The organism is Pedococcus sp. KACC 23699 (assembly GCF_045348425.1).
Taxonomy (GTDB): Bacteria; Actinomycetota; Actinomycetes; order Actinomycetales; family Dermatophilaceae; genus Pedococcus.
In genome coordinates, this window is record NZ_CP157483.1 from 2,551,677 (window position 1) to 2,574,926 (window position 23,250).

The 23,250-nt window shown below is 70.7% G+C and carries 19 protein-coding genes; 8 read left to right on the forward strand and 11 right to left on the reverse strand.

The features are described from left to right. The first annotated feature begins 22 nt into the window (after positions 1 to 22). Positions 23 to 5,830: a pullulanase-type alpha-1,6-glucosidase gene (gene pulA, locus ABEG17_RS12090; protein WP_406829719.1), complete on the forward strand. Its 5,808-nt coding sequence runs from the start codon at positions 23 to 25 to the stop codon at positions 5,828 to 5,830. A 57-nt stretch (positions 5,831 to 5,887) separates the two neighbouring features. Here the strand turns inward: pulA and ABEG17_RS12095 are convergent, their stop codons facing one another. The 3 genes from ABEG17_RS12095 to ABEG17_RS12105 form a co-directional block, all read right to left on the reverse strand. After that, positions 5,888 to 6,535: an LmeA family phospholipid-binding protein gene (locus ABEG17_RS12095; protein WP_406829721.1), complete on the reverse strand. Its 648-nt coding sequence runs from the start codon at positions 6,533 to 6,535 to the stop codon at positions 5,888 to 5,890. Positions 6,536 to 6,625: 90 nt separating this feature from the next. Further along, positions 6,626 to 7,912: an MFS transporter gene (locus ABEG17_RS12100; RefSeq protein ID WP_406829722.1), complete on the reverse strand. Its 1,287-nt coding sequence runs from the start codon at positions 7,910 to 7,912 to the stop codon at positions 6,626 to 6,628. Then, positions 7,909 to 8,523 (reverse strand): ArsR/SmtB family transcription factor, encoded by a 615-nt coding sequence (locus ABEG17_RS12105; RefSeq protein WP_406829723.1) that lies wholly within the window; start codon positions 8,521 to 8,523, stop codon positions 7,909 to 7,911. The genes ABEG17_RS12100 and ABEG17_RS12105 overlap by 4 nt, the downstream gene beginning before the upstream one ends. 235 nt (positions 8,524 to 8,758) lie before the next feature. Here ABEG17_RS12105 and rplM point away from each other — a divergent pair, with 235 nt between their 5' ends. From rplM to glmM, 3 genes are all read left to right on the forward strand, one after another. Then, complete coding sequence (gene rplM / locus ABEG17_RS12110; RefSeq protein WP_344191434.1) at positions 8,759 to 9,202, forward strand: 50S ribosomal protein L13; 444 nt, start codon at positions 8,759 to 8,761, stop codon at positions 9,200 to 9,202. A 42-nt stretch (positions 9,203 to 9,244) separates the two neighbouring features. Then, on the forward strand, positions 9,245 to 9,745 hold the full coding sequence (rpsI, locus tag ABEG17_RS12115; protein WP_056883327.1) for a 30S ribosomal protein S9: 501 nt from the start codon (positions 9,245 to 9,247) through the stop codon (positions 9,743 to 9,745). Positions 9,746 to 9,973: 228 nt separating this feature from the next. Continuing rightward, positions 9,974 to 11,329, forward strand: a complete 1,356-nt coding sequence (gene glmM, locus ABEG17_RS12120; RefSeq protein ID WP_406829724.1) for a phosphoglucosamine mutase — start codon at positions 9,974 to 9,976, stop codon at positions 11,327 to 11,329. On the opposite strand, the gene lhgO is transcribed toward glmM, so the two are convergent. After that, the gene (lhgO, locus tag ABEG17_RS12125; protein ID WP_406829726.1) at positions 11,307 to 12,524 is read right to left on the reverse strand and encodes an L-2-hydroxyglutarate oxidase; all 1,218 of its coding nucleotides are present in this window, start codon (positions 12,522 to 12,524) and stop codon (positions 11,307 to 11,309) included. The two genes, glmM and lhgO, sit on opposite strands and share 23 nt — an antisense overlap. 143 nt (positions 12,525 to 12,667) lie before the next feature. On the opposite strand from lhgO, the gene ABEG17_RS12130 reads away from it, so the two are divergent. Continuing rightward, entirely contained in the window at positions 12,668 to 13,096 is a 429-nt protein-coding gene (locus ABEG17_RS12130) for an Ohr family peroxiredoxin (RefSeq protein ID WP_406829727.1), read from the forward strand. Positions 13,097 to 13,179: 83 nt separating this feature from the next. Here ABEG17_RS12130 and ABEG17_RS12135 read toward each other — a convergent pair whose 3' ends face one another. The 4 genes from ABEG17_RS12135 to glpX are packed head-to-tail and all read right to left on the reverse strand — an operon-like array spanning position 13,180 to position 17,412. Continuing rightward, positions 13,180 to 13,698, reverse strand: coding sequence for a beta-class carbonic anhydrase (locus ABEG17_RS12135; protein ID WP_406829728.1), 519 nt, complete (start codon positions 13,696 to 13,698; stop codon positions 13,180 to 13,182). Then, on the reverse strand, positions 13,695 to 15,389 hold the full coding sequence (locus ABEG17_RS12140) for a fumarate hydratase (protein ID WP_406829729.1): 1,695 nt from the start codon (positions 15,387 to 15,389) through the stop codon (positions 13,695 to 13,697). Before ABEG17_RS12140 ends, ABEG17_RS12135 begins: the two co-directional genes overlap by 4 nt. Before the next feature lie 56 nt (positions 15,390 to 15,445). Beyond that, positions 15,446 to 16,363: a carbohydrate kinase family protein gene (locus tag ABEG17_RS12145; RefSeq protein WP_406829730.1), complete on the reverse strand. Its 918-nt coding sequence runs from the start codon at positions 16,361 to 16,363 to the stop codon at positions 15,446 to 15,448. Next, positions 16,363 to 17,412: a class II fructose-bisphosphatase gene (gene glpX / locus ABEG17_RS12150; protein ID WP_406829731.1), complete on the reverse strand. Its 1,050-nt coding sequence runs from the start codon at positions 17,410 to 17,412 to the stop codon at positions 16,363 to 16,365. Before glpX ends, ABEG17_RS12145 begins: the two co-directional genes overlap by 1 nt. Before the next feature lie 98 nt (positions 17,413 to 17,510). Here glpX and ABEG17_RS12155 point away from each other — a divergent pair, with 98 nt between their 5' ends. Further along, positions 17,511 to 18,077, forward strand: a complete 567-nt coding sequence (locus tag ABEG17_RS12155; protein WP_406829732.1) for a DUF4245 domain-containing protein — start codon at positions 17,511 to 17,513, stop codon at positions 18,075 to 18,077. 14 nt (positions 18,078 to 18,091) lie between these two features. Here the strand turns inward: ABEG17_RS12155 and ABEG17_RS12160 are convergent, their stop codons facing one another. After that, positions 18,092 to 18,328: an exodeoxyribonuclease VII small subunit gene (locus tag ABEG17_RS12160; protein ID WP_406829733.1), complete on the reverse strand. Its 237-nt coding sequence runs from the start codon at positions 18,326 to 18,328 to the stop codon at positions 18,092 to 18,094. 11 nt (positions 18,329 to 18,339) lie between these two features. Then, complete coding sequence (gene xseA / locus ABEG17_RS12165) at positions 18,340 to 19,602, reverse strand: exodeoxyribonuclease VII large subunit (protein ID WP_406829734.1); 1,263 nt, start codon at positions 19,600 to 19,602, stop codon at positions 18,340 to 18,342. Between the two features lie 87 nt (positions 19,603 to 19,689). On the opposite strand from xseA, the gene ABEG17_RS12170 reads away from it, so the two are divergent. Together ABEG17_RS12170 and ABEG17_RS12175 are read left to right on the forward strand one after the other, a co-directional pair. After that, positions 19,690 to 20,715, forward strand: a complete 1,026-nt coding sequence (locus ABEG17_RS12170; RefSeq protein WP_406829735.1) for a 4-hydroxy-3-methylbut-2-enyl diphosphate reductase — start codon at positions 19,690 to 19,692, stop codon at positions 20,713 to 20,715. A gap of 45 nt (positions 20,716 to 20,760) precedes the next feature. After that, positions 20,761 to 22,080, forward strand: coding sequence for a cytochrome P450 (locus ABEG17_RS12175; protein WP_406829736.1), 1,320 nt, complete (start codon positions 20,761 to 20,763; stop codon positions 22,078 to 22,080). Here the strand turns inward: ABEG17_RS12175 and ABEG17_RS12180 are convergent. Continuing rightward, positions 21,981 to 23,213: a DNA recombination protein RmuC gene (locus tag ABEG17_RS12180; protein WP_406829738.1), complete on the reverse strand. Its 1,233-nt coding sequence runs from the start codon at positions 23,211 to 23,213 to the stop codon at positions 21,981 to 21,983. The two genes, ABEG17_RS12175 and ABEG17_RS12180, sit on opposite strands and share 100 nt — an antisense overlap. Positions 23,214 to 23,250 lie beyond the last annotated feature (37 nt).

Below are 23,250 nucleotides of genomic sequence, written 5' to 3' on the forward strand. Positions count from 1 at the left end.
CCCAGCAGCAAAGGAGCTGTCAATGGCCCGTTCGTCCGTCATCGCCGCCGTCAGTGGCGCAGCGCTCGTCCTCTCCGGAGCGCTGGTCCCGCTCACCGCGACGCCGGCCCAGGCGGCCGCTCGAACCGTGACCCTCGTGGGGTCCCTGCAGTCCGAGCTGGGGTGCTCCTCCGACTGGGCCCCCGACTGCACCGCGACCGACCTGACCCAGGTCGGCGCCACCACGGCATACGCCAAGACCGTGACCGTCCCGGCCGGCACCTACGAGTACAAGGTGGCGGTCAACCACTCCTGGGACGAGAGCTACGGCGCCGGCGGCGCCAAGGGTGGGGCGAACCTCCCGCTGGTCCTCAAGGGCCCGGCCAGGCTCGAGTTCACCTACGACGACCAGTCCCACCAGATCGGCGTGCGCCCCGTGACGCTCTCCGGGCCGGCCACCTCCGCGGACAAGGCGTATGCCGGCGACTCGCTTCGCCAGCCGCTCACCAAGGAGCGCTACTACTTCGTCATGGCGGACCGGTTCGCCAACGGCGACAAGGGCAACGACCTCGGCGGGCTGACCGGCGACCGGCTCAAGACCGGCTACGACCCCACGGACAAGGGCTTCTACCACGGTGGTGACCTCAAGGGCATCCAGGGAAAGCTCGACTACATCAAGGGCCTCGGCACCACCGCGATCTGGCTGACCCCGTCGTTCAAGAACAAGCCGGTGCAGGGCACCGCCGGCAACGAGAGCGCCGGCTACCACGGCTACTGGATCACCGACTTCACGCAGGTCGACCCGCACCTGGGCACCAACGCCGACCTCAAGGCGCTGATCGCCGCGGCGCACGCGAAGGGGATGAAGGTCTTCTTCGACATCATCACCAACCACACCGCGGACGTCATCAACTACAAGGAGAACCAGTACACCTACCGCGACAAGACGGCGTTCCCCTACAAGGACGCCGACGGCACGGTCTTCGACGACAAGGCCTACGCGGGCAAGCCCGGGTTCCCCGAGCTCGACCCCAAGACGTCCTTCCCGTACACGCCGGTGTTCACCAACCCGGGCGACTCGACGGCCAAGGTCCCGGCCTGGCTCAACGACCCCACGAACTACCACAACCGTGGTGACTCGACCTTCGCCGGCGAGTCGGCGGAGTACGGCGACTTCGTGGGCCTCGACGACCTCTTCACCGAGAAGCAGAACGTCGAGAAGGGCATGGAGGACATCTACAAGTCGTGGGTGGACTTCGGTGTCGACGGCTTCCGCATCGACACGGTCAAGCACGTCAACATGGAGTTCTGGCAGTCCTTCAGCCCGGCGATGATCGCGCAGGCCAAGGCGCGCAAGAACAACGACTTCTTCATGTTCGGTGAGGTCTACGACTCGCGCCCGTCCTACATGTCGCAGTTCACGACGACGGGCAAGCTCCAGGCGACCCTCGACTTCGGCTTCCAGGCCCAGGCGACCAACTGGGCCCAGGGCAAGTCGGGCACCGACCTGCGCGACCTCTACGCGGACGACGACTACTACACCGACACCGACTCCAACGCCTACGAGCTGCCGACCTTCCTCGGCAACCACGACATGGGCCGGGTCGGCTACCTCCTGCAGGGCAAGGACCCCGTCGGTCCGGCGCTGATGTCGCGGGTCAAGCTCGCCGACTCCCTCATGTACCTCACCCGCGGCCAACCGATCACCTACTACGGCGACGAGCAGGGCTTCGTCGGCTACGGCGGTGACAAGGACGCGCGCCAGGACATGTTCGCCACCAAGGTGGGCGACCGCACGAAGGCGGACGGTTCCGTCGACCGCGGCTACGCCGAGCAGCCCGTCCTCGGCGGGACTGCCGGCTCCAAGGACCGGTACTCCACCGACGCGCCGCTCTACCAGCACATCAAGGGCCTGGCTGCGGTCCGTGCCGCCAACCCGGCGCTCGCGGACGGCGCCCAGGTGCACCGCTACGCCAGCAGCAACGCCGGCATCTTCGCCTTCTCCCGCATCGACGAGGGCAAGCGGGTCGAGTACGTCGTCGCCGCGAACAACGCGACGTCCACGAAGTCGGCGACCTTCTCGACCTACGGCCACCACCAGGACTTCACCCCGGTGTACGGCGCGACGAACCGCGTCCGCTCGGCCAAGGACGGTCGACTCACGGTGAGCGTCCCGCCGCAGTCCGTGTCGGTCTGGAAGGCGACCTCGCCCATGGACAAGCCGAAGGCCGCGCCCGCGGTCTACCTCACCTCGCCGGGGGCGGGCGAGGTCGTCGGCGGTCGCGCCGAGATCGGTGCGGCCATCCCGGACAACACCTTCGCCCAGGTGAGCTTCCTCTACCGCCCGGTGGGCACCACGGCCTGGCAGAAGCTCGGCACCGACGACAACGCGCCCTACCGCGTCTTCCACGACGTGAGCGGGATGGCCAAGGGCACGCTCCTCGAGTACCGCGCCGTCGCCAAGGACAGCGCCGGGCACGTCTCGGCCACCTCGTCGTACGGCATCGTCGGTGACCCGAAGGCGAGCGGTGGCGGCGACGCCGGCGGCGTGGGTCCGGTGACCCAGCCGAAGAACGTCAGCGTCCCCGGCGACCACAACAGCGAGATGGGGTGCGCCGGTGACTGGGCGCCCGACTGCTCCCAGGCCCAGCTGACCCTGGACCCCAAGGACCAGGTGTGGAAGGGCACGTACACCCTCCCGGCCGCGCCGTACGCCTACAAGGCAGCCATCGACAAGTCGTGGGACGAGAACTATGGTGCGGGCGGTCACCCCGGTGGTGACAACATCAGCTACACCTCGACCGGTGCGCCGGTGACCTTCTACTACGACCACGCGACCCACTACGCCACCTCGGACGCCCAGGGCCCGATCATCACCGCGCCCGGCTCCTTCCAGAGCGAGCTGGGCTGCCCGGCCGACTGGAGCCCGGACTGCATGCAGCCGTGGCTGCAGGACCCCGACGGCGACAAGGTCTACACGTGGTCCACCGACCGGCTGCCCGCGGGCACCTACGAGTTCAAGGTCGCCCACGGCCTGAGCTGGGGTGAGAGCTATGGCGCCGGCGGCGCCGCGGGCGGGGCGAACATGTCGGTCACCGTCCCCGCCGACGGCATGATCACGTCGATCTCCTACGACCTCGCCACGCACGTCGCGACGACGAAGGTGACCAAGGCCGGCTCTGCTCCCGACCTGACCAAGCAGCGGGCCATCTGGGTCGACCGCGACACCATCGCCTGGCCTGCCGCCATGGTCCCCGACGGGGCCAACCCGGCGCTGCTGAAGTGGCGCCTCGCCTGGTCCGCCACCGGCGGCCTCGCGGTCGACGCCGAGGACATCACCGGTGGCTCGTCGGCCCCGCTGACGCTGGACCCGAACGGGCTCTCGGCGAAGACCGTCGCAGCCCACCCGGAGCTCAAGGGCTACCTCGCGCTCGACCTGGACAAGAAGACGGCCAGGCAGGTGCCCGACATCCTGCGCGGCCAGGTGGCCGTGGGGATGTACGACTCCCTGGGCCGGCTGCTCGACGCCACCGGCACCCAGAACGCCTACGCCCTCGACGACGTGTATGCCGCGGACGCGAGCAAGCGTGCCTACGGCGTCACCTTCGCGGGGAGCCGTCCGACGTTCCGCCTGTGGGCACCGACCGCGCAGAAGGTCGACGTCCTGACCTGGGCCCCCGGGTCCGCGGCGGATGCGCCGACCAGTGCCGCCACGCGGACCGCGATGAAGCGCTCCGACGACGGCTCGTGGACGGCCACGGCAGGGTCCCGCAACGCCCGCTACCTCTACGAGGTGACGGTCTGGGTCCCCAGCACGGGCAAGGTCGAGATCACCCAGGTCACCGACCCGTACTCCGTGGCGCTCACGCTCAACTCGACCCGGTCGGTGGCCGTGGACCTGAAGGACGCCACATACCGTCCGTCCCAGTGGTCCACGACGAGGTCGCCCGCGCTGAAGCAGGACGTCGACTCGACGATCTACGAGCTGCACGTGCGTGACTTCTCCATCAGCGACCCCACGGTCAGCGCCGAGAACCGCGGCTCCTACCTGGCGTTCGCGGAGAACGGGAACGGCACCAAGCACCTCAAGGCGCTCGCGGCCGCGGGCCTCAACACGGTGCACCTGCTCCCGACCTTCGACATCGCCTCGATCGAGGAGGACCCGGCCAAGCAGGCCAAGCCGGCGTGCGACCTGAAGTCGTTCGCCCCGGACAGCGAGCAGCAGCAGGCTTGCATCGAGCCGACGCGTGCCGGCGACGCCTTCAACTGGGGCTACGACCCGTGGCACTGGATGGCCCCGGAGGGCTCGTACGCCTCCACGCCGGCCAAGGCCGACGGTGGCGCCCGGGTGGCGGAGTTCCGCACCATGGTCGGTGCCCTGCACCAGGACGGCCTGCGCGTCGTCCTCGACCAGGTCTTCAACCACACGCCGACCTCCGGCCAGGCGTCGACCAGCGTCCTCGACAAGGTCGTCCCCGGCTACTACCAGCGCCTCAACGCCACGGGTGCCGTCGAGACGTCGACCTGCTGCCAGAACGTCGCCACCGAGCACGCCATGGCCCAGAAGGCGATGGTCGACGCGGTCGTGCTGTGGGCCAAGGACTACAAGGTCGACGGGTTCCGCTTCGACCTCATGGGCCACGCCAGCAAGGCGAACATGCTCGCCATCCGTGCGGCCCTGGACAAGCTGACCCCGGCCAGGGACGGCGTGGACGGGAAGAAGGTCTACCTCTACGGCGAGGGCTGGAACTTCGGCGAGGTGGCGAACAACGCCCGCTTCGTGCAGGCCACCCAGGGCCAGCTCGGTGGCACGGGGATCGGCACGTTCTCCGACCGTCTCCGCGACGCCGTCCGTGGTGGCGGGCCGTTCGACGACGACCCGCGCACCCAGGGGTTCGGCAGCGGCGAGGCGACCGACCCCAACGGCGACTCGGGCGCCAACCCTTCTGCCGCAACGCGACTCAAGCACGACACCGACCTTGTGCAGCTGGGGATGGCGGGCAACCTGAGGTCGTTCGCCTTCCGGCTCAACGAGAACGGCGTCGTCACCCAGGGCAAGGATGTCGACTACAACGGGTCACCGGCCGGTTACGCCGACCAGCCCGACGAGGTCATCAGCTATGTCGACGCCCACGACAACGAGACGCTGTTCGACAGCCTCGCGTTCAAGCTGCCGCAGGCCACCACGATGACGGACCGCGTGCGGATGAACTCGGTCTCGCTGGCCACCACGGCCCTGGCGCAGACGCCGTCCTTCTGGCACGCGGGCGCCGACCTGCTGCGCAGCAAGTCGCTGGACCGCAACAGCTACGACAGTGGTGACTGGTTCAACACCCTCGACTGGACGGGTGCCGACAACGGGTTCGGCCACGGCCTGCCGCTCAAGGGTGACAACGAGGCCAAGTGGCCGTACATGAAGCCGCTGCTCGCCGACCCGGCGCTCAAGCCGACGGCAGGCGACGTGCAGTCGGCCAGTGCCCAGGCGCAAGAGCTCCTGAAGCTGCGGTTCTCCACGCCGCTGTTCCGCCTCGGCAACGCGGACGCCATCCGGGCGAAGGTGAGCTACCCCGCGAGCGGTACCGCCGACGCGCACGCAGGCGTCATCGCGATGCGGATCGACGACACCAAGGGCACGGACGCCGACCCGCGCCTCAAGGGCCTGGTCGTGGTCATCAACGCCTCGCCCGACGCGGTCACGCAGAAGGTGCCGGGTCTTGCTGGTGCCTCGCTGGCGCTGTCGCCGGTCCAGGCCTCGGGCGCCGACACGGTCGTCAAGTCCTCGACCTGGAACTCGACGGCTGGCACCGCCACCGTCCCGCCGCGCACGGTGGCGGTGTTCGTCCAGCGCTGACGGATCGACGACGACGGCCCCGGGCGAATCCGCTCGGGGCCGTCGCGTGCCTGCTGCCTACTGGGTCAGGATGACGTCGGTCCCGGCCAGGGTGGCGCGGAACCCGTTCTGCTGCACTGACACTCCGGTGAGCCGCATCCCGGCGGGCAGGCCGGTCACGGTGTGGCGGATCGTCACGAACCGTCGCGCGACGGACGACAGGGCGGTGTCGACCAGGCCGGGCCCACCCAGGTCCACGGTCTCCGGTTCGATGACGAGCTGTCCGTCGACCGCGCGCACCGTGCCGGTGGCCCGGATGGCGACGTCGCGGCCCAGGATGTTCGCGGTCCGGCGGACGCCCGCCCGCCCGTTGCCGGCGGCATACAGGTCCACGTCGCCGATCTGGCGCGCTGCGGTGGCGAAGGGCAGGACCGCAGCGAGGTCGAGCCGCTGGGCCCGCAGGCCGCCGGACGTGAGGCGGACCCCGCTCCCGGTCGCGTGGATGTCGGTGAGCGGGCCGTCCGAGGTGAGCACGCTGCTGCTGGACAGGTCGACGTCAGCGAGCCACGTCTCGCCCTTGGCCACGCTCTTCGGTGCGCCGGGCGCCGAGGAGGAGGGGGACGGGGCGGCCGGGGCAGGGGCGACCGGGAGGGTGGCCACGACGACGAAGGCGGCGACGGCGAGCGCCACGAGGGTGGTGACGACTCCGGCGAGGAACGAGCGCATGAAACCAGTCTCGCCGAGAGTCGGGTCCAAGCGGGTATGGAGCGCTGCCAGACCGCAGGGACCCGACTCTCGGCGGGGTGGGTGGGGGTGTCAGGCCGGGGTGGGCTCGGCGGCGACGGCGGGGGCGTGGGCCCGCTCCTGACGGATGGCCGGCAGGTACAGGGCAGCCCCCAGGATGCTGAAGGCTCCCGCGGTGATGATCGCCGTCGTCGTGCCCGCGTGCTCGGCGAGCGGGCCGAGGGCGAGCAGGCCGAGGCTGTAGCAGCCGCCGGCGACCATGGAGTTCATCGACAGCACGGTCGTGCGGTTGCGTGCCTGCGCCTGCCGGTGCAGCAGCGTGCTGTGCACCGGGCCGCCCGCGCCGTGCAACGTGTAGGTGATGAGGAAGGCCGTCACGAGGCCGACCGGGCCGGCCATGAGGCCCATCACGACGACGAACGCACCGTTGAGCACGCGCGCCACGAGGGCCGTCCACCCCACACCGATGCGGCGGCTGGTGAGGCCGGCCGCCGCCGAGCCCACGGCGAACAGGCCCCACGCCGCAGCCGACACCGGCCCCATGAGGGCCCCCGCGCGGGTCTCGCCACCGGCGACCTCGGCGAGCCGCACGGGCATCAGCGTCTCGAAGGCGATCATGCCGATCGACCAGAACACCTCGACGAGCACGAGCGCGAGCAGGACCCTGGACCGGCCCAGGGTGCGGATGCCGTCGACGACGACGGCGGGAGCGCCCTTGGCGGAGGCGACGGCCCGACGCAGGCCGGTCGCGTCGACGTGGGTACGCGGCTCGCGGACGAGGAGCGACACGGCGACCAGGTGGAGCACGAAGAACCCGATGGCACACCAGTAGGGGAGCTCGAGGGCGGTCAGCGCGCGGACCGGGTGCCACGCGATGAGCCCACCGGACAGCAGCGCACCCGAGGCGATCGACAGCCCGAGGACCATGCCCGCCCGCGACAGGCCGTCCTCGACCAGCGTCGTGGGGTCGTCGGCGTGGGCGGTGTCGACGTACCAGGACTCGAGCGGTCCTGAGTCGAGGGCGCGGAAGACCCCTTGCAGCAGCAGGGCCACGACGAAGGCGCCGAAGGAGTGGGCGGTGATGAAGACCAGCCCGGAGGCGAGTGCGACGACGGCCGAGGCCACGAGCAGGGGCCGGCGGCCGAGGGCGTCCGCGAACCCGCCGGTGGGCAGCTCGAGCCCGAGGACGACGAAGCCCTGCATGGAGAAGATGACGCCGATCTGGGCCAGGCTCATGTGCCGCTCGAGAGCCAGGAGGGTCGTCACCCCGATGGTCAGGCCGACGGGGAACCACCGGGTGAAGGTGAGCAGCAGCAGGACCCGGCGGGCCTGACGGGCAGTGACGGGGGAGGCGGTCATGACGGGTCCGTCCCTCGGGGGACCCGGTCGAGGTCCAGGGGGTAGGTGGCGGTGTAGACGGCGAGCCGGCGGGCGTTGGGGTTGCCCTGCCCCACGCGTCGGTAGCGGGCGATGAGCTCGTCCATCTCGACCTTCAGCTCCTCCACCTGGGCGGCAGTGGCGACGATGAAGGAGTCGTTCATGCCGACGGCGTCGCGCCACTGCATCGGCCACGTGGCCTCGACGTCGAGCCAGCGCTCGAACTGCTCGGAGAAGTGCCGGGTGTAGTCGCGGACCAGCCAGTTCAGCGCCGTCTCGGAGTCCTCGTCGCCGGCGAAGTCGCTGGGCTCGAACTGGTGGCTCTCGGTGGCCGCCTGCCACAGCCGGCGCTTGCCCTCGCCCTCGCCGGTGTCGCTGACCAGCCCCACGGACTCGAGCTTGCGCAGGTGGTAGGAGGTGGCGCCCGAGTTGGTCCCGAGCTGGGTGGCCAGGTCGGTGGCGGTGGCCGGCCCCCCGACGCGCAGGCGGGAGAGCAGGCGCGAGCGCAGGGGGTGGGCGAGGACCTTGAGGGAGGTCGCGTCGAGCCGCAAGCCGGTCATGCCCGCGGAGGTGAGGGGGTCGTCGGAAGCCATGCGTGCACAATACCTATGCACACTTCGTTTGCACAAGAGTTCTGCATGACGCCTCCGAAGTCGCGTCGTCGCAGGTCAGGTGCCCTTTCGGGGGGTCCTGGCGGCGATTTGGGTGCAGACCGACCCACCCGTAAACTTGAGCACTGTTGTGCCGTGCGCCCTCGCAAGGCGACACATCAGCGCCTCGGGCGCCCACGGCACACGGATCCTTCCCAGCAAGCAAAGGGCCAGTACATTGCGCACTTTTACCCCGAAGCCGGCCGAGGTCACTCGGACCTGGCACGTCATCGACGCCACGGACGTCGTCCTGGGTCGCCTGGCGAGCCAGACCGCGATCCTCCTGCGCGGCAAGCACAAGACCACCTTCGCGCCGCACGTCGACGGTGGTGACTTCGTCATCATCATCAACGCCGACAAGGTCGCCCTCACCGGCGCCAAGCTCGAGCAGAAGAAGGCGTACCGCCACTCCGGTTTCCCGGGCGGCCTGCGCAGCACCTCCTACACCGAGCTCCTCGCCAAGAGCCCCGAGAAGGCTGTGGAGAAGGCCGTCCGCGGCATGCTTCCCCACACGACCCTCGGTCGCGAGCAGCTGACCCACCTCAAGGTCTACGCAGGTGCCGAGCACCCGCACCAGGCCCAGCAGCCCAAGCCCTTCGAGATCTCACAGGTCGCGCAGTAAGTCCGCAAGGACCTGTGCAAGAAAGCGAATTGAGGACATCACGTGGCTGACACCACCGAGAACATCGACTCGACCGACGAGGTCGAGCTCACCGAGTACACCTCCGAGTCCGAGGGCCCCGTCTCCGGCGAGGCCGTCCGTCGCCCCAGCGCGTCGGCTCCGGGTGCCGCAACGGGTCGTCGCAAGCAGGCCATCGCCCGCGTGCGCATCGTCCCCGGCACCGGCGAGTGGAAGATCAACGGGCGCACGCTCGAGCAGTACTTCCCCAACAAGGTCCACCAGCAGATCGTCAACGAGCCGCTCACGCTGCTCGAGCTCGACGGCGCCTACGACGTGCTCGTGCGCGTCCACGGTGGTGGCCCCTCCGGCCAGGCAGGCGCGGTGCGCCTCGGCGTCGCCCGCTCGCTGAACGGCGTGGACGAGGAGCTGAACCGCCCCGCACTCAAGAAGGCCGGCTTCCTCACCCGTGACGCCCGCGTCCCGGAGCGCAAGAAGGCTGGTCTCAAGAAGGCCCGCAAGGCGCCTCAGTACTCCAAGCGCTGATCCTGGCTGGCGCCAGGCTCACCCGCTTGGCTCCTCAGCGCTGATCCGGGCCCGCTTCGGCGGCTGCTCGTTTCACCACCGCGATGGCGGCACCCGCACGTCGGGTGCCGCCATCGCGGCGTTCGGGGGAGTAAGTTCCTCGAGATGCCCGTGTTCGCGGGCGCCGACGCCGGCGACGGTCGATCCGTATGCTGCGGCGGCGCCTGACCACCGAAAGGTTCACCACCCATGGCCACTCCGGCACGACTGTTCGGGACCGACGGGGTCCGCGGCCTCGCCAACGTCGACATCACCGCCGAGCTCGCCCTGCGGCTCAGCGTCGCAGCTGCGCACGTGCTCGGTGACGAGGCCCGTAGGCACGGCCGTCGGCCCAAGGCCGTCGTCGGCCGCGACCCCCGCGCCTCGGGCGAGTTCCTGTCCGCCGCCGTCATCGCCGGGCTCGCCTCCGCCGGGGTCGACGTCTACCACGCCAACGTCCTCCCCACCCCGGCCATCGCGTTCCTCACCGCCGACACCCATGCCGACTTCGGCGTCATGCTCTCGGCGTCGCACAACGCGATGCCCGACAACGGCATCAAGTTCTTCGCCACCGGTGGTCACAAGCTCGACGACGCCGTCGAGGACGAGATCGCAGCCCGCCTCGACCAGGAGTGGGAGCGCCCCACCGGCGCCGACATCGGTCGGGTCGTGACCATGCCCGACGGCCACACGCGATACATCTCCCACCTGCTGGCCGTGCTGCCCAACCGCCTCGACGGCGTCACCGTCGTCATCGACGGTGCCCATGGCGCCGCGAGCTCGGTCTCACCGGAGGTGTTCCGCCTCGCGGGGGCCACCGTGCACGAGATCGGCACCGAGCCCGACGGGCTCAACATCAACGACGGGTACGGCTCGACCCACCTCGACCATCTCAAGGCCGCGGTGAAGGCCAAGGGCGCCGACCTGGGCATCGCCCACGACGGCGACGCCGACCGCTGCCTCGCCGTGGACGCCGACGGCGCCGAGGTCGACGGCGACCAGATCATGGCGATCCTCGCGGTCGACATGAAGGAGCGCGGGACCCTCGCGCAGGACACGCTCGTCGCCACCGTGATGAGCAACCTCGGGCTCATCCAGGCGATGGAGCGCGAAGGGGTCGCGGTGCGCCAGACCGGTGTCGGCGACCGCTACGTCCTGGAGGAGATGCGGGCGTCCGAGCTGTCCCTCGGGGGCGAGCAGAGCGGCCACGTGATCTTCCTCGACCACGGCACCACGGGCGACGGGGTGCTCACCGGACTCATGCTGGCCGCCCGCGTCTGCGCCACCGGTCGGCCGCTGTCCGACCTCGCCACCGTGATGCGTCGCCTGCCGCAGGTGCTCGTCAACGTCAAGGGCGTCGACAAGTCCCGTGTGGAGAGCGACACCGAGCTGCAGGAGGCCGTGGCCAAGGAGGAGGCGGCCCTGGCCGGCTCCGGGCGCGTGCTGCTGCGCAAGTCGGGCACCGAGCCTGTCGTGCGGGTCATGGTCGAGGCCGGCGACGAGGCCGAGGCCGAGGCGGTCGCCGGACGACTCGTCGACGTCGTCAGGGCGCGCCTGGCCCTCTGAGCTCCAGGAGGTCGTCGACCACGTGCCGGGCGATCTCGAAGGCGCTCGTGGCGGCCGGGGACGGTGCGTTGAGGACGTGCACGACCCTGCCCACCCGCTCGACGAGGAAGTCGTCCACCAGGCTGCCGTCCGGTCGCAGGGCCTGGGCCCGTACCCCGGCAGGTGCCGGCACCAGGTCGTCGTCGCGCAGCTCGGGCACCAGCCTGCGCAGGCTCTCCCCGAAGAGGTGGCGCGACGCCGACCTGGCGACCTCCCGCGCACCTGCGGGGTAGTGATGGGCGGCCAGTCGCCAGAAGCCGGGGAAGGTCAGGGTGTCGCGCAGGTCCGGCCACGACGCCGTGCGCCAGTCGTAGCCCTCCCGGGCGAACGCCAGCACCGCGTTGGGCCCGGCGTGCACGTGCCCGTCGATGCCCCGGGTGAGGTGGACGCCCAGGAAGGGGAAGTCCGGGTCCGGGACGGGATAGACCAGGCCGTGCACGAGGGGTGTCGCAGCCGGGGCGAGCTCGTAGTACTCGCCGCGGAACGGCACGATCCGCGCTGACGGCTGGTGGTGCAGGCGTCGGGCGACGACGTCGGCATGGAGCCCTGCGCAGGACACGACGAGGTCGGCGGCGAGGTAGCCGCCCGTGGTGCGGACCACGGTCCGCCCATCGGTCGTGTCGTGGGAGCCGAGGACCTCCGTGCCGAGCTGCAGGGTGGCTCCCGCCGCCTCGAGCCGGCCCACGAGCGCTGCGCACACCGCGCCGTAGTCGATGATCCCCGTGGCGGCCACGTGCAGCGCCGCCAGGGCCGCGACGTGTGGCTCGTGCTCGCGTGCCTCGGCGGCGCCGAGCTCGCGCACCTCGAGCCCGTTGGCGGCACCCCGGTCGTGGAGCCTGCGCAGGCCCGGGAGCTCGTCCTCGCGCGTGGCCACGACGAGCTTGCCGCAGACCTCGTGGGCGACGCCCTCGGCTCGGGCGAACGCGAGCATCGATGCCGACCCGGCTCGGCACATCCGTGCCTTGGCCGACCCGGGCGGGTAGTACAGGCCCGAGTGGATGACCCCGCTGTTCCTGCCGGTCTGGTGGCGGGCCCACCCGGGCTCCTTCTCCACGACGGTGACCTCGGTGCCGGGTCGGGTGCGGCACAGGCGTTCGGCCACGGCCAGGCCCAGGATGCCGCCGCCGATCACGACGACGCGGCGCGGGGAGGACATGCGGCCAACCTACCGAGGGTGCTCCGCCCCGGCCCGCGCCGATGTGGGCCAGAGCACGTCCCGGTACGTGGGACGGCGGGGAATGGTCACGTCTCGGACCCCGTTGTCGCCTTCGTACCCGATTCCTACAGAACAGGACCGCCATGCCTTTCGAAGCAGTCAACGAGACCCTCTACACCATCGCCGCCTCCGCCCAGGGTGGACGCGAAGGCCGTGTGAAGAGTGAGGACGGCGTCGTCGACCTGCCCCTGGGCAAGCCCGGCAGCACGAGCAACCCGAAGGCCAACCCCGAGACGCTGTTCGCCTCCGGGTACGCCGCCTGCTTCAGTGGTGCGCTCGCCGTCGTCGCGAAGAAGGAGGGCGTGGACGCCAGCGCGTCGACCGTGACCGCCAACGTGGAGTTCGGCAGCACGGACACCGGGTTCGGACTGGCCGTCGAGATCACCGCCGAGATCCCCGGCGTCGACGAGGCCACCGCCCAGAAGATCGCCGACGCGGCCCACCAGGTCTGCCCCTACTCCAAGGCGACCCGCGGCAACATCGACGTGACCATCATCGGCAAGGCCGCCTGACACGGTTCCCGGCAGCACGAAGGCGGGGTATGGCGCGTGGTGACCACGCGCCATACCCCGCCTCTCGTGTCAGTGGGCCCGGCCTAGAAGAGCTGGTCGAGCAGCCCGCTGTCGACGTCGTAGAGGAAACCCCCGACGGCGACGGAGTCCGGGATGAGCGGGTGGCTGCGCACCGCGGCGACGTCCGCCCCGAGGGCGGCGCGCTGGTCGGTGACGACGTGGAAGCCCTGCCATGAGGCGTCCTGGCCAGACGACTCGCTGATCTTCGCGCGCAGCTCCTGCTCGGTGTTCGAGGCCATTGCACACCGGGTGTGCGGGACGATGAGGATCCGCTCGACACCGAGCAGGTGCACCCCGAGGACGAGGGCCTCGAGAGCGTTGGGGGTCACCCGACCGCCCGGGTTGCGGAAGATCTTCGCGTCGCCGGGCTCGAGGCCGACCAGGCGAAGCGGGTCGATGCGCGAGTCCATGCACGTGACGATCGCGACGCCCGCATGGGCGATGCCGTCGAACCCGCCGGTCGAGAACTCGGTCTCGGCGTACCGCTTGTTGGCCTCGACGAGGTCGTCGAATCCCTTTGCTGACGTTGATGACTCACTCACAGCAGACCCGCTCTCTTGGGGATGGACATGGCCATCGGCTTGGTGGTGGAGGCGAAGAAGTCGTTGCCCTTGTCGTCGACGACGATGAAGGCGGGGAAGTCCTCGACCTCGATCTTCCAGACCGCCTCCATGCCCAGCTCGGGGTACTCGAGGACCTCGACCGACTTGATGCAGTCCTGGGCGAGGCGCGCCGCCGGGCCGCCGATCGAGCCGAGGTAGAACCCGCCGTGGCTGTCACACGCATCGGTCACCTGCTTCGACCGGTTGCCCTTGGCCAGCATGACCATCGAGCCACCGGCGGCCTGGAACTGGTCGACATAGGAGTCCATGCGACCGGCCGTGGTCGGGCCGAACGAGCCGCTGGCGTAGCCCTCGGGCGTCTTGGCCGGTCCGGCGTAGTAGACCGCGTGGTCCTTGAGGTACTGCGGCATGCCGTCCCCGGCGTCGAGGCGCTCCTTGATCTTCGCGTGGGCGATGTCGCGTGCGACGACCAAGGGTCCGCTGAGCGAAAGACGTGTCTTGACAGGGTATTTCGTCAGCTCGGCACGGATGTCGTCCATCGGGCGGTTGAGGTCGATACGGACGACGTCGTCCTCACCCTCGAGGTGCTCGTCGGTGGTCTCCGGCAGGAAGCGTGCGGGATCCTTCTCAAGGACCTCGATGAACACGCCCTCCGGGGTGATCTTGCCGAGGGCCTGGCGGTCGGCCGAGCAGGACACCGCGATGGCGACCGGGAGCGAGGCGCCGTGCCGGGGGAGGCGGACCACCCGGACGTCGTGGCAGAAGTACTTGCCGCCGAACTGCGCCCCGATGCCGAAGTTGCGGGTCAGCTCGAGGACCTGGTCCTCGAGCTCGGTGTCACGGAAGCCGCGGGCCGTCATGGCCCCCTCGCGCGGCAGCTCGTCGAGGTACTTCGCGCTCGCGTACTTGGCTGTCTTCAGGGCGAACTCGGCGCTCGTGCCGCCGATGACGATGGCCAGGTGGTACGGCGGGCAGGCCGCTGTGCCCAGGGAGCGCAGCTTCTCGTCGAGGAACGCGAGCATGCGCTCGGGGTTCAGGATCGCCTTGGTCTCCTGGTAGAGGAAGGACTTGTTGGCGCTGCCTCCGCCCTTGGCCATGAAGAGGAACTTGTAGGAGTTCTCGTGGCCCTCGGCCGTGTCGGCGTAGAGCTCGATCTGGGCGGGCAGGTTGGAGCCGGTGTTCTTCTCCTCCCAGGTCGTGAGCGGCGCCATCTGCGAGTAGCGCAGGTTGAGCCGCGTGTAGGCGTCGCTGACGCCCCGGGCGATGGCCCGCTCGTCGGTGCCCTCGGTGAGGACGTGCTGACCACGCTTGCCCATGACGATCGCGGTGCCAGTGTCCTGGCACATCGGCAGGACACCACCGGCGGCGATGTTGGCGTTCTTGAGCAGGTCGAGCGCGACGAACTTGTCGTTGTTGCTCGCCTCGGGGTCGTCGAGGATGCGACGCAGCTGCGTGAGGTGCGCTGGGCGAAGGTAGTGCGCGATGTCGTGCATCGCCGTGTCGGTGAGCAGGCGCAGCGCCTCCGGCGCGACCTGGAGGAAGGTGCGGCCGCCGGGGCCCTGGACCGTGCTGACGCCCTCGGTGGTGAGCAGGCGGTACTCGGTCCGGTCGGGACCGATCGGCAGCAGGTCCTCGTAGGGGAACTCGGGTTCCGGGACGGTCTCCGGCATGGTGCTCCTGTCCTCAGGTCGCCGCGGCGACAACAGCTCGTGACTACAACTCGCGACTAGAGCTCGTCGAGGCTGGGGGCGTAGGCCCCCGCCTTCCCGACGGTCACTCCACTCGTGGCCAGCCCGCGGTCGACGGCCGGCCTGACGTCCTCCAGTGTCGCGCCTCGCAGGCGCTCACGTGCACCCGGGTCGCCCAACAGACCGGCGACCAGCAGGCCCGACACGAGGCCGGCCATGAACGAGTCGCCGGCGCCGACCGTGTCGACCACGCGCTCCGCGCGAGCCGGCTCCGAGAGAGTCTGCTCGTCCGAGGCGACGCGGTAGACGACGCCGTCGGCGCCGAGGGTCACCAGGGTAAGGCCCGCACCCAGGGTCACCCAGCGAGCCATGACCTGCTCCGCCGACTCACCGGGGTACAGCAGCTCGAGGTCGTCCTCGCTCGCCTTGACGACGTCGGAGAGGCCGACCAGCTCCTCCACGCGCTCCCGGACCGCCCCGAGGTCGCCCATGATGCTCGGGCGGATGTTGGGGTCGTAGGACACCGTGCCGACCTCGCGGACCGCTCGCAGCGCGGTCGTCACGCTCTGCGCACCGGGCTGCAGCACGGTGGCGATGGAGCCGGTGTGCACGTGGGTGGTGCTCGGCGCGAGGGTCACCTCGGGGAGCTCCCAGTGCAGGTCGAAGTCGTAGCTGGCGGCGCCGGACTGGTCGAGCGTCGCGATCGCGACCGAGGTGCGCTCGGCCCGCAGGCCCTCGGGCAGCACCCGCACGCCGTGGCGCTCCAGGTGCCGGGCGATGCGGCGACCACGGTCGTCGTCGCCGAGCCAGGTGGCGAAGTCCACGGTGTGGTCGAGGCGGGCCAGCCCCACGGCGACGTTGGCCGGGCTCCCGCCGATGTGCTCCGTCGACGAGCCGTCCGAGTCCGTGACGACGTCCACGAGGGCTTCGCCGATGACGAGCAGGCGGTTGCCCATCAGGCGTCCAGCGCCTGCGGCTTGGCGTGGTCGAAGTCGATGGAGCTGTAGGCCCTCAGCTTGGCCAGCTGGTGATGGCTCTCGATGAGGCGGATGGTGCCCGACTTGCTGCGCATGACCAGCGAGTGGGTGGTCACCCCGCCAGCTCGGTAGCGGACCCCGCGGAGCAGCTCGCCGTCGGTGATCCCGGTGGCGACGAAGAAGCAGTTCTCGCCGCTCACCAGGTCGTTGGTCGACAGCACGCGGTCGAGGTCGTGGCCGGCGTCGATGGCGCGCTGTCGCTCCTCGTCGTCCTTGGGCGCCAGGCGGCCCTGGATGACACCGCCCATGCACTTGATCGCGCAGGCCGCGATGATGCCCTCCGGGGTGCCACCGACGCCGAGCAGCAGGTCGATGCCGGTCTCGTCACGGGCCGCCATGATGGCGCCGGCGACGTCGCCGTCGGAGATGAGCCGCAGCCGGGCTCCGGCCGCGCGGACCTCGGCGGCGAGCGCGTCGTGGCGGGGACGGTCCAGCATCACGACGGTGACGTCCTCGACGGTCTCGCGCTTGGCCTTGGCGACCCGGCGGATGTTCTCGGCCACCGGCAACCGGATGTCGACGACGTCGGCAGCCTCGGGGCCCGTGACCAGCTTGTCCATGTAGAAGACGGCGGAGGGGTCGTACATGCTGCCCCGGTCGGCGACGGCCAGCACGGCGACGGCGTTCGACTGCCCCTTGGCCGTCAGGGTGGTGCCGTCGATGGGGTCGACCGCGACGTCGCACTCGGGGCCGTTGCCGTCGCCGACCTCCTCGCCGTTGAAGAGCATGGGGGCGTCGTCCTTCTCGCCCTCGCCGATGACGACGACACCCTTCATCGACACCGTCGAGATCAGGGTGCGCATCGCCTCGACGGCGGCACCGTCCGCGCCGTTCTTGTCGCCGCGCCCCACCCAGCGGCCACCGGCCATCGCCGCGGCCTCGGTCACGCGGACGAGCTCCAGCGCGAGGTTGCGGTCGGGGGCCTCGACACCCACGCGAAGGGACGAGGGGAGGTGCTGCTCGGACATGCGTCAGTTCCTTCACGCGACGGCGGGTGAGTGCCCTGACACTATCGGTGGCCGGGGCCGGTTGGCGCCCACCGCCCGGCGTCAGGGACGATGGGGACGTGAGCACCCCGGCACCCCGCAGTTCCTACGCCAACGGCTCCGTGGCCAACATCCTCCGGTCGCTGCTCGTCATCGGCGTCCTCGTCGCGGTGCTCGTCGCCGTGGTGCCGCGGGTCAACAACGTCTCGCAGCCCCCCGTGGACGTCACCGGGGCCTCGGTCGAGGCGGCGCAGGAGAGCGGTTGGCCCATCGAGCGACCGACCAACCTGCCCGACGGGTGGAAGGCCACCAGCGTCCGTTACGTGCGCTCCACCGACGGCCTGATGACCTGGCACGCGGGCTACCAGTCGCCGACCGGCAACTACGTCGCCATCGAGCAGACCAAGGACGCCACCTCGGGCTGGGTCGAGGCGCAGACCAACCGCGCGAAGCTCACCGGCTCGCTGCAGGCCGGAGGCCGCACGTGGGGGACCTACGTCCGCGACGGCAAGGTCCAGAACAGCCTGGTCCACAAGGCCTCGCCCGGTGACGAGCTGACGACGATCGTCACCGGCACAGGCACCTTCGACGAGCTCAGTGCCTTCGCCGGCACGCTCCAGAAGGTTCCCGCGGGAGCCCAGCCGTAGGGCAACCCGCACGGTCAGGACTGGTCGGCGTCCTCGCTGAGTGCGGCCTCGGCGCCGTCGAGCCAGGTGCTGCAGTGGGCGGCGAGGGCCTCTCCCCGCTTCCACAGGCGCATGCTCTCCTCGAGGCCCACCTGACCACCCTCGAGCTGCGCGACGATCGAGATGAGCTCGTCGCGGGCGGCTTCGTAGGACAGCTCCGCGACGTCGGGGAACTGGTCGGTGGACGAGGTCTGCTCTGCACCCTTGGCCATGGGGTGGGAGCCTAACCGGCCACGGTCGGCAGGCCCACGACCCGGGTCGCGAAGTCACCGCGGGCCACCCGCACGCGCAGCAGCTCGTCGGGGGCCACGTCGTCCTGGTCCATGACCACGCGCCCGTCACGGTGCTGCACCACGGCATACCCGCGCTCGAGGGTGGACAACGGCGAGAGGGTGCGGATCTGGGCGCGGAGGTGACCGACCTGGTCCGCCGCGCGGTGCACCGACGCGAGGACCCTGCGATGCGAGCGCGCAGTCAGCGCGTCGAGCTCGGCGCGACGGGCGTCGATCATCGCGGCGGGGTTGGCGACGACCGGCCTGGAGCGCAGGGCGACGAGGTGGCGGCGCTCGCTGGCGACGTGTCCGGCGAGGGCGCGACGCGCCCGCTCACGCGACTGCCGTATGCCGCGGCGCTCCTCCTGCGCGTCCGGCACCACGCGCTTGCCCGCGTCGGTGGGGGTGGAGGCGCGCCAGTCCGCGACGTGGTCGAGCAGCGGAGTGTCGACGTCGTGGCCGATGGCCGACACGACGGGGGTCCGGGCGGAGGCGACGGCGCGCAGGAGGGCCTCGTTGCTGAAGGGGAGCAGGTCCTCGACGGACCCTCCGCCGCGGGCGATGACGATCACGTCGACACCGCTGGCGGCGTCGAGCTCGGCGAGGGCGGCCATGACCTCCTGCACTGCAGACGGTCCCTGCACGGCGACCTCGCGGATCTCGAAGCGGACGGTGGGCCAGCGGCGGCGAGCGTTCTCGACGACGTCCTTCTCGGCGGCGCTGGCCCGGCCACAGACCAGGCCGACGGTGCGGGGCAGGAACGGCAGGGGCTTCTTGCGCCCGAGGTCGAACAACCCCTCGGAGGCGAGGGTGCGCTTGAGGTGCTCGACGCGGGCCAGCAGCTCACCGACGCCGACGGGCCGGATCTGGCGGGCGTCGAGCATGAGCGAGCCGCGCTGGGTCCAGAAGACCGGCTTGGCCTGCAGGACGACTCGGGCGCCCTGGGCCACGGGGACGGGCATGGCGTCGAGGGCGTTCGTCGAGATGGCGACCGACAGGGACATGTCCACATCGGGGTCGCGCAGCGTGAGGTAGGCGGTGCGCGAGCCGGGGCGACGCGTCAGCTGGACGACCTGCCCCTCGACCCAGAGCACCGACATCTTCTCGACGTACTCGGCGATCTTCATGCTGAGCAGCCGCACCGGCCAAGGGGACTCGGCCGTGGTGTCGCCGGCCCGCTCGGGCAGGGACGCTCGCTGCTCGGTGCCGGTCACGCGCCCACTGTAGGAGACGCCGGTGTCGGAGCGGGTGGACCACGGCGCCGATTGGGGTCGTCCCACGCCGCAACCTACGATGGGAGCATGACTGACACCACCGGACAGCCCACCAAGCGCGTGCTCCTGGCCGCGCCCCGCGGGTACTGCGCGGGCGTCGACCGCGCAGTCGTGACGGTGGAGAAGGCCCTCGAGCTCTACGGCCCGCCCGTCTACGTCCGCAAGGAGATCGTCCACAACAAGCACGTCGTCACCACGCTGGAGAAGCGTGGTGCGGTGTTCGTGGAGGAGACCGACGAGGTGCCCGAGGGTGCCACCGTCATCTTCAGCGCCCACGGCGTGGCTCCCGTGGTGCACGAGGAGGCCAAGGCCCTGAGCCTGAAGACCATCGACGCGACCTGCCCGCTGGTCACCAAGGTGCACCGCGAGGCCGTGCGGTTCGCCGGCGACGACTTCGACATCCTGCTGATCGGCCACGAGGGCCACGAGGAGGTCGTGGGCACCTCCGGTGAGGCGCCTGAGCACATCACCCTCGTGGACGGACCCGATGACGTCGCCAACATCACCGTGCGCGACCCGGAGAAGGTCGTCTGGCTGTCCCAGACCACGCTGTCGGTCGACGAGACGATGGAGACGGTGCGTCGCCTGCGTGAGCGGTTCCCGTCGCTGCAGGACCCGCCCAGCGACGACATCTGCTACGCCACCCAGAACCGGCAGCTCGCGGTGAAGCAGATGGCTCCCGACTGCGACCTGATGATCGTCGTCGGCTCGCGGAACTCCTCCAACTCGGTGCGCCTCGTCGAGGTCGCGGTCGAGCACGGCTCACGAGCCGGCCACCTCGTCGACTACGCCGACGAGATCGACCAGACCTGGCTCGAGGGGGTCTCCACCGTGGGGGTCACCTCCGGTGCGTCGGTCCCCGAGGTCCTGGTCCGCGACGTGCTCACCTACCTCGCCGAGCGTGGCTACGGCGACGTGACACCGGTGGTCGCTGCCGAGGAGAGCCTGCTGTTCTCGCTGCCCAACGAGATCCGGCGCGACCTCAAGGCCCGCGGCATGAGCGACAAGATGCGCCACGACGGAGCCTTCGAGGAAGCCGGCTCGCTGCACTGACCGGCGCAGCACGGATCTGGGGGTCCGCGCGGGTACGGTCTGAGCATGATCGACGTGTCGGCGACGAAGCGGCGGATCCTGCAGCGTCTCGTCGCGCGCGGCGGGCCTGCCGTTCTGGACCTGTCCCTGCTCGACTCGGTGCCGCGACGCCTCCTGCGGCCGCTGCGCCGCGAGGGCCTCGACCCCATCGCCCGCCAGGGCCCGGGGGCAGGGGACCCGGTGCGCCGGCTCGCCCACATGTTCGGGATGAACATCTGGCTCGTCACCGGGCACTCCGAGGGCAAGGCCGTCCTCGCCGACCGGTCGCGCTACAGCAACGACGTGCGACCGTATGTCGGTGCGAGCGGGGGAGCCGTGGGAGGCCTGGGGTTCACCGATCCTCCCGAGCACAGCCGTCTGCGCGGGCTGCTGACGCCGGAGTTCACGATGCGGCGGATCCAGCGGCTGGCGCCACGGATCGAGCAGATCGTCGACGCCCAGCTCGACCTCATGGCCGCCAAGGGCCCGGACGCCGACATCGTCGAGGACTTCGCCTTCCCGATCCCCTTCCTCGTCATCTGCGAGCTGCTCGGGCTCCCCGCCGAGGACCGGGCCAGGTTCCAGGCCCTGTCCCACGCCCGGTTCGACGTGTCAGCGGGTGGGACGAGTGCGTTCGGGGCCATCTCGGCGTCACGGGACTTCCTGCTCGACGCCACGAGGCGACAGCGCAAGGATCCCGGCGACGGCCTGCTCGGTCGGATCATCGTCGAGGCCGGCGACGAGGTCAGCGACGAGGAGATCGCCGGGCTGGCCGACGGGGTGTTCACCGGGGGGTACGAGACGACCGCCAGCATGCTCGCCCTCGGCGCCCTGGTGCTGCTGCGCGACCGACGTCACTTCGAGCTGGTCCGTGACGACGCCTCGGCGATCGACCGGGTCGTCGAGGAGATGCTCCGCTACCTGTCCGTCGTGCAGATCGCCTTCCCGCGGTTCGCGCTCGAGGACCACGACCTGTTCGGGAAGAAGGTCCGCAAGGGCGATGTCGTCATCGTGGCCCTGGCCCGGGCCGGTCGCGACACCCGTGTCGGTCCGGACCTGCACACCTTCGAGCCGGACCGCCCACCCCCGCCGCACCTCGCCTTCGGCCACGGGTTCCACCGCTGTGTCGGGGCCGAGCTCGCCCGCCTGGAGCTCCGGCTGGCCTTCCCTCGGCTCGTGCAGCGGTTCCCCGAGATGTCTCTGGCGGTCCACCCCTCGCAGCTGCGCTTTCGCGACCAGTCGATCGTCTACGCGGTCGACTCGTTGCCCGTCCACCTCGGCCCTGCGGCGTCACGGCCGAACACCGCCGGATCGCGTCCCAGGGACTGCGCGGACAGGTCCAGCTGAGGCCGGGCGTCCTGCGCGGTCGCGGCGTCGAGCAGCTCGACGGCGGTGAGGACGCGGGGACCGACCTCGACCGGGCGAGCCACGGGCAGGTCGTCCTCGACGATCTCGAGCTCGTGCATGCGGCGGGCGGTGACGAGCACGCGGGACTCGAGGGCGCCCACCATCTGGTTGTAGGCCTCCACCGAGCGCTGGAGGGCACCACCCATCCGGGCGGTGTGGGCGCCGAGCGTGCCCAGGCGGGCATACAGCTCCCGGCCTACGGCCATCAGCTCACGGGCGTTGGCCGTCAGGGCGTCCTGCTGCCACGTGAACGCCACCGTGCGCAGCAGGGCCATCAACGCCCCCGGGCCGACCAGCACGACCCGACGGGCCATGGCGTCCTCGTGGAGGCTGGGGTCGGCGGTCAGCGCGGCGGACAGCATCGCCTCGCTGGGGACGAAGCACACGACCATCTCGGGTGAGCTCTCGAAAGCGGACCAGTAGTCCTTGGCCGCGAGGGCGCGCACGTGGCCCTGCAGGTGCGAGGCGTGCTCGCGCAGGAGGCGGGTGCGCTCGTCCGCCGGCAGGTCCTCGGCCTGGGCCTTGAGGAAGGCGACCATCGGTGCCTTCGAGTCGACGACGAGGAACTTCTGGCCGGGCAGCCTGACGACGACGTCGGGGCGGACCTGTCGGTCGTGGCGGCTGACCCGGTGGACCTGCTCGTCGAAGTCGCACCGGGCCAGCAGGCCCGCGTGCTCGAGGACCCGGCGCAGCTGCACCTCACCCCAGGCCCCCCGCACCGTCGAGGCGTTGAGCGAACCCGCGAGGCTCTGCGTCTGCCGTCCGAGCGCCGACGTTGACGCATGCACCTGCGCCATCGTCTGCTCGAGGGCGGCGTACTGGTGGGTGCGGTCGCGCTCCAGGGTCCCGACCTGCTGCTCGACCCGGCCGAGGGCGTCGCGGAGGGGCCCCAGCGCCGCGGCGGTCTGGGCGTCGTCGGACAGCGCCGCCTCGAGGTCGATGACGCGCTCGCGCAGCAGGTCGCGCTCGGCGGCCACACCGGCTCCTCGTGCGACCCCGAGCTGGCGGCAGACCGCGACGGCGACGACCGCCCCGAGGGCGAGACCGACCATCAGCGTGAGGACGAGTTCCATGCCGAGGACTGTGCCAGCCCGCACCGACAGGGAGGGG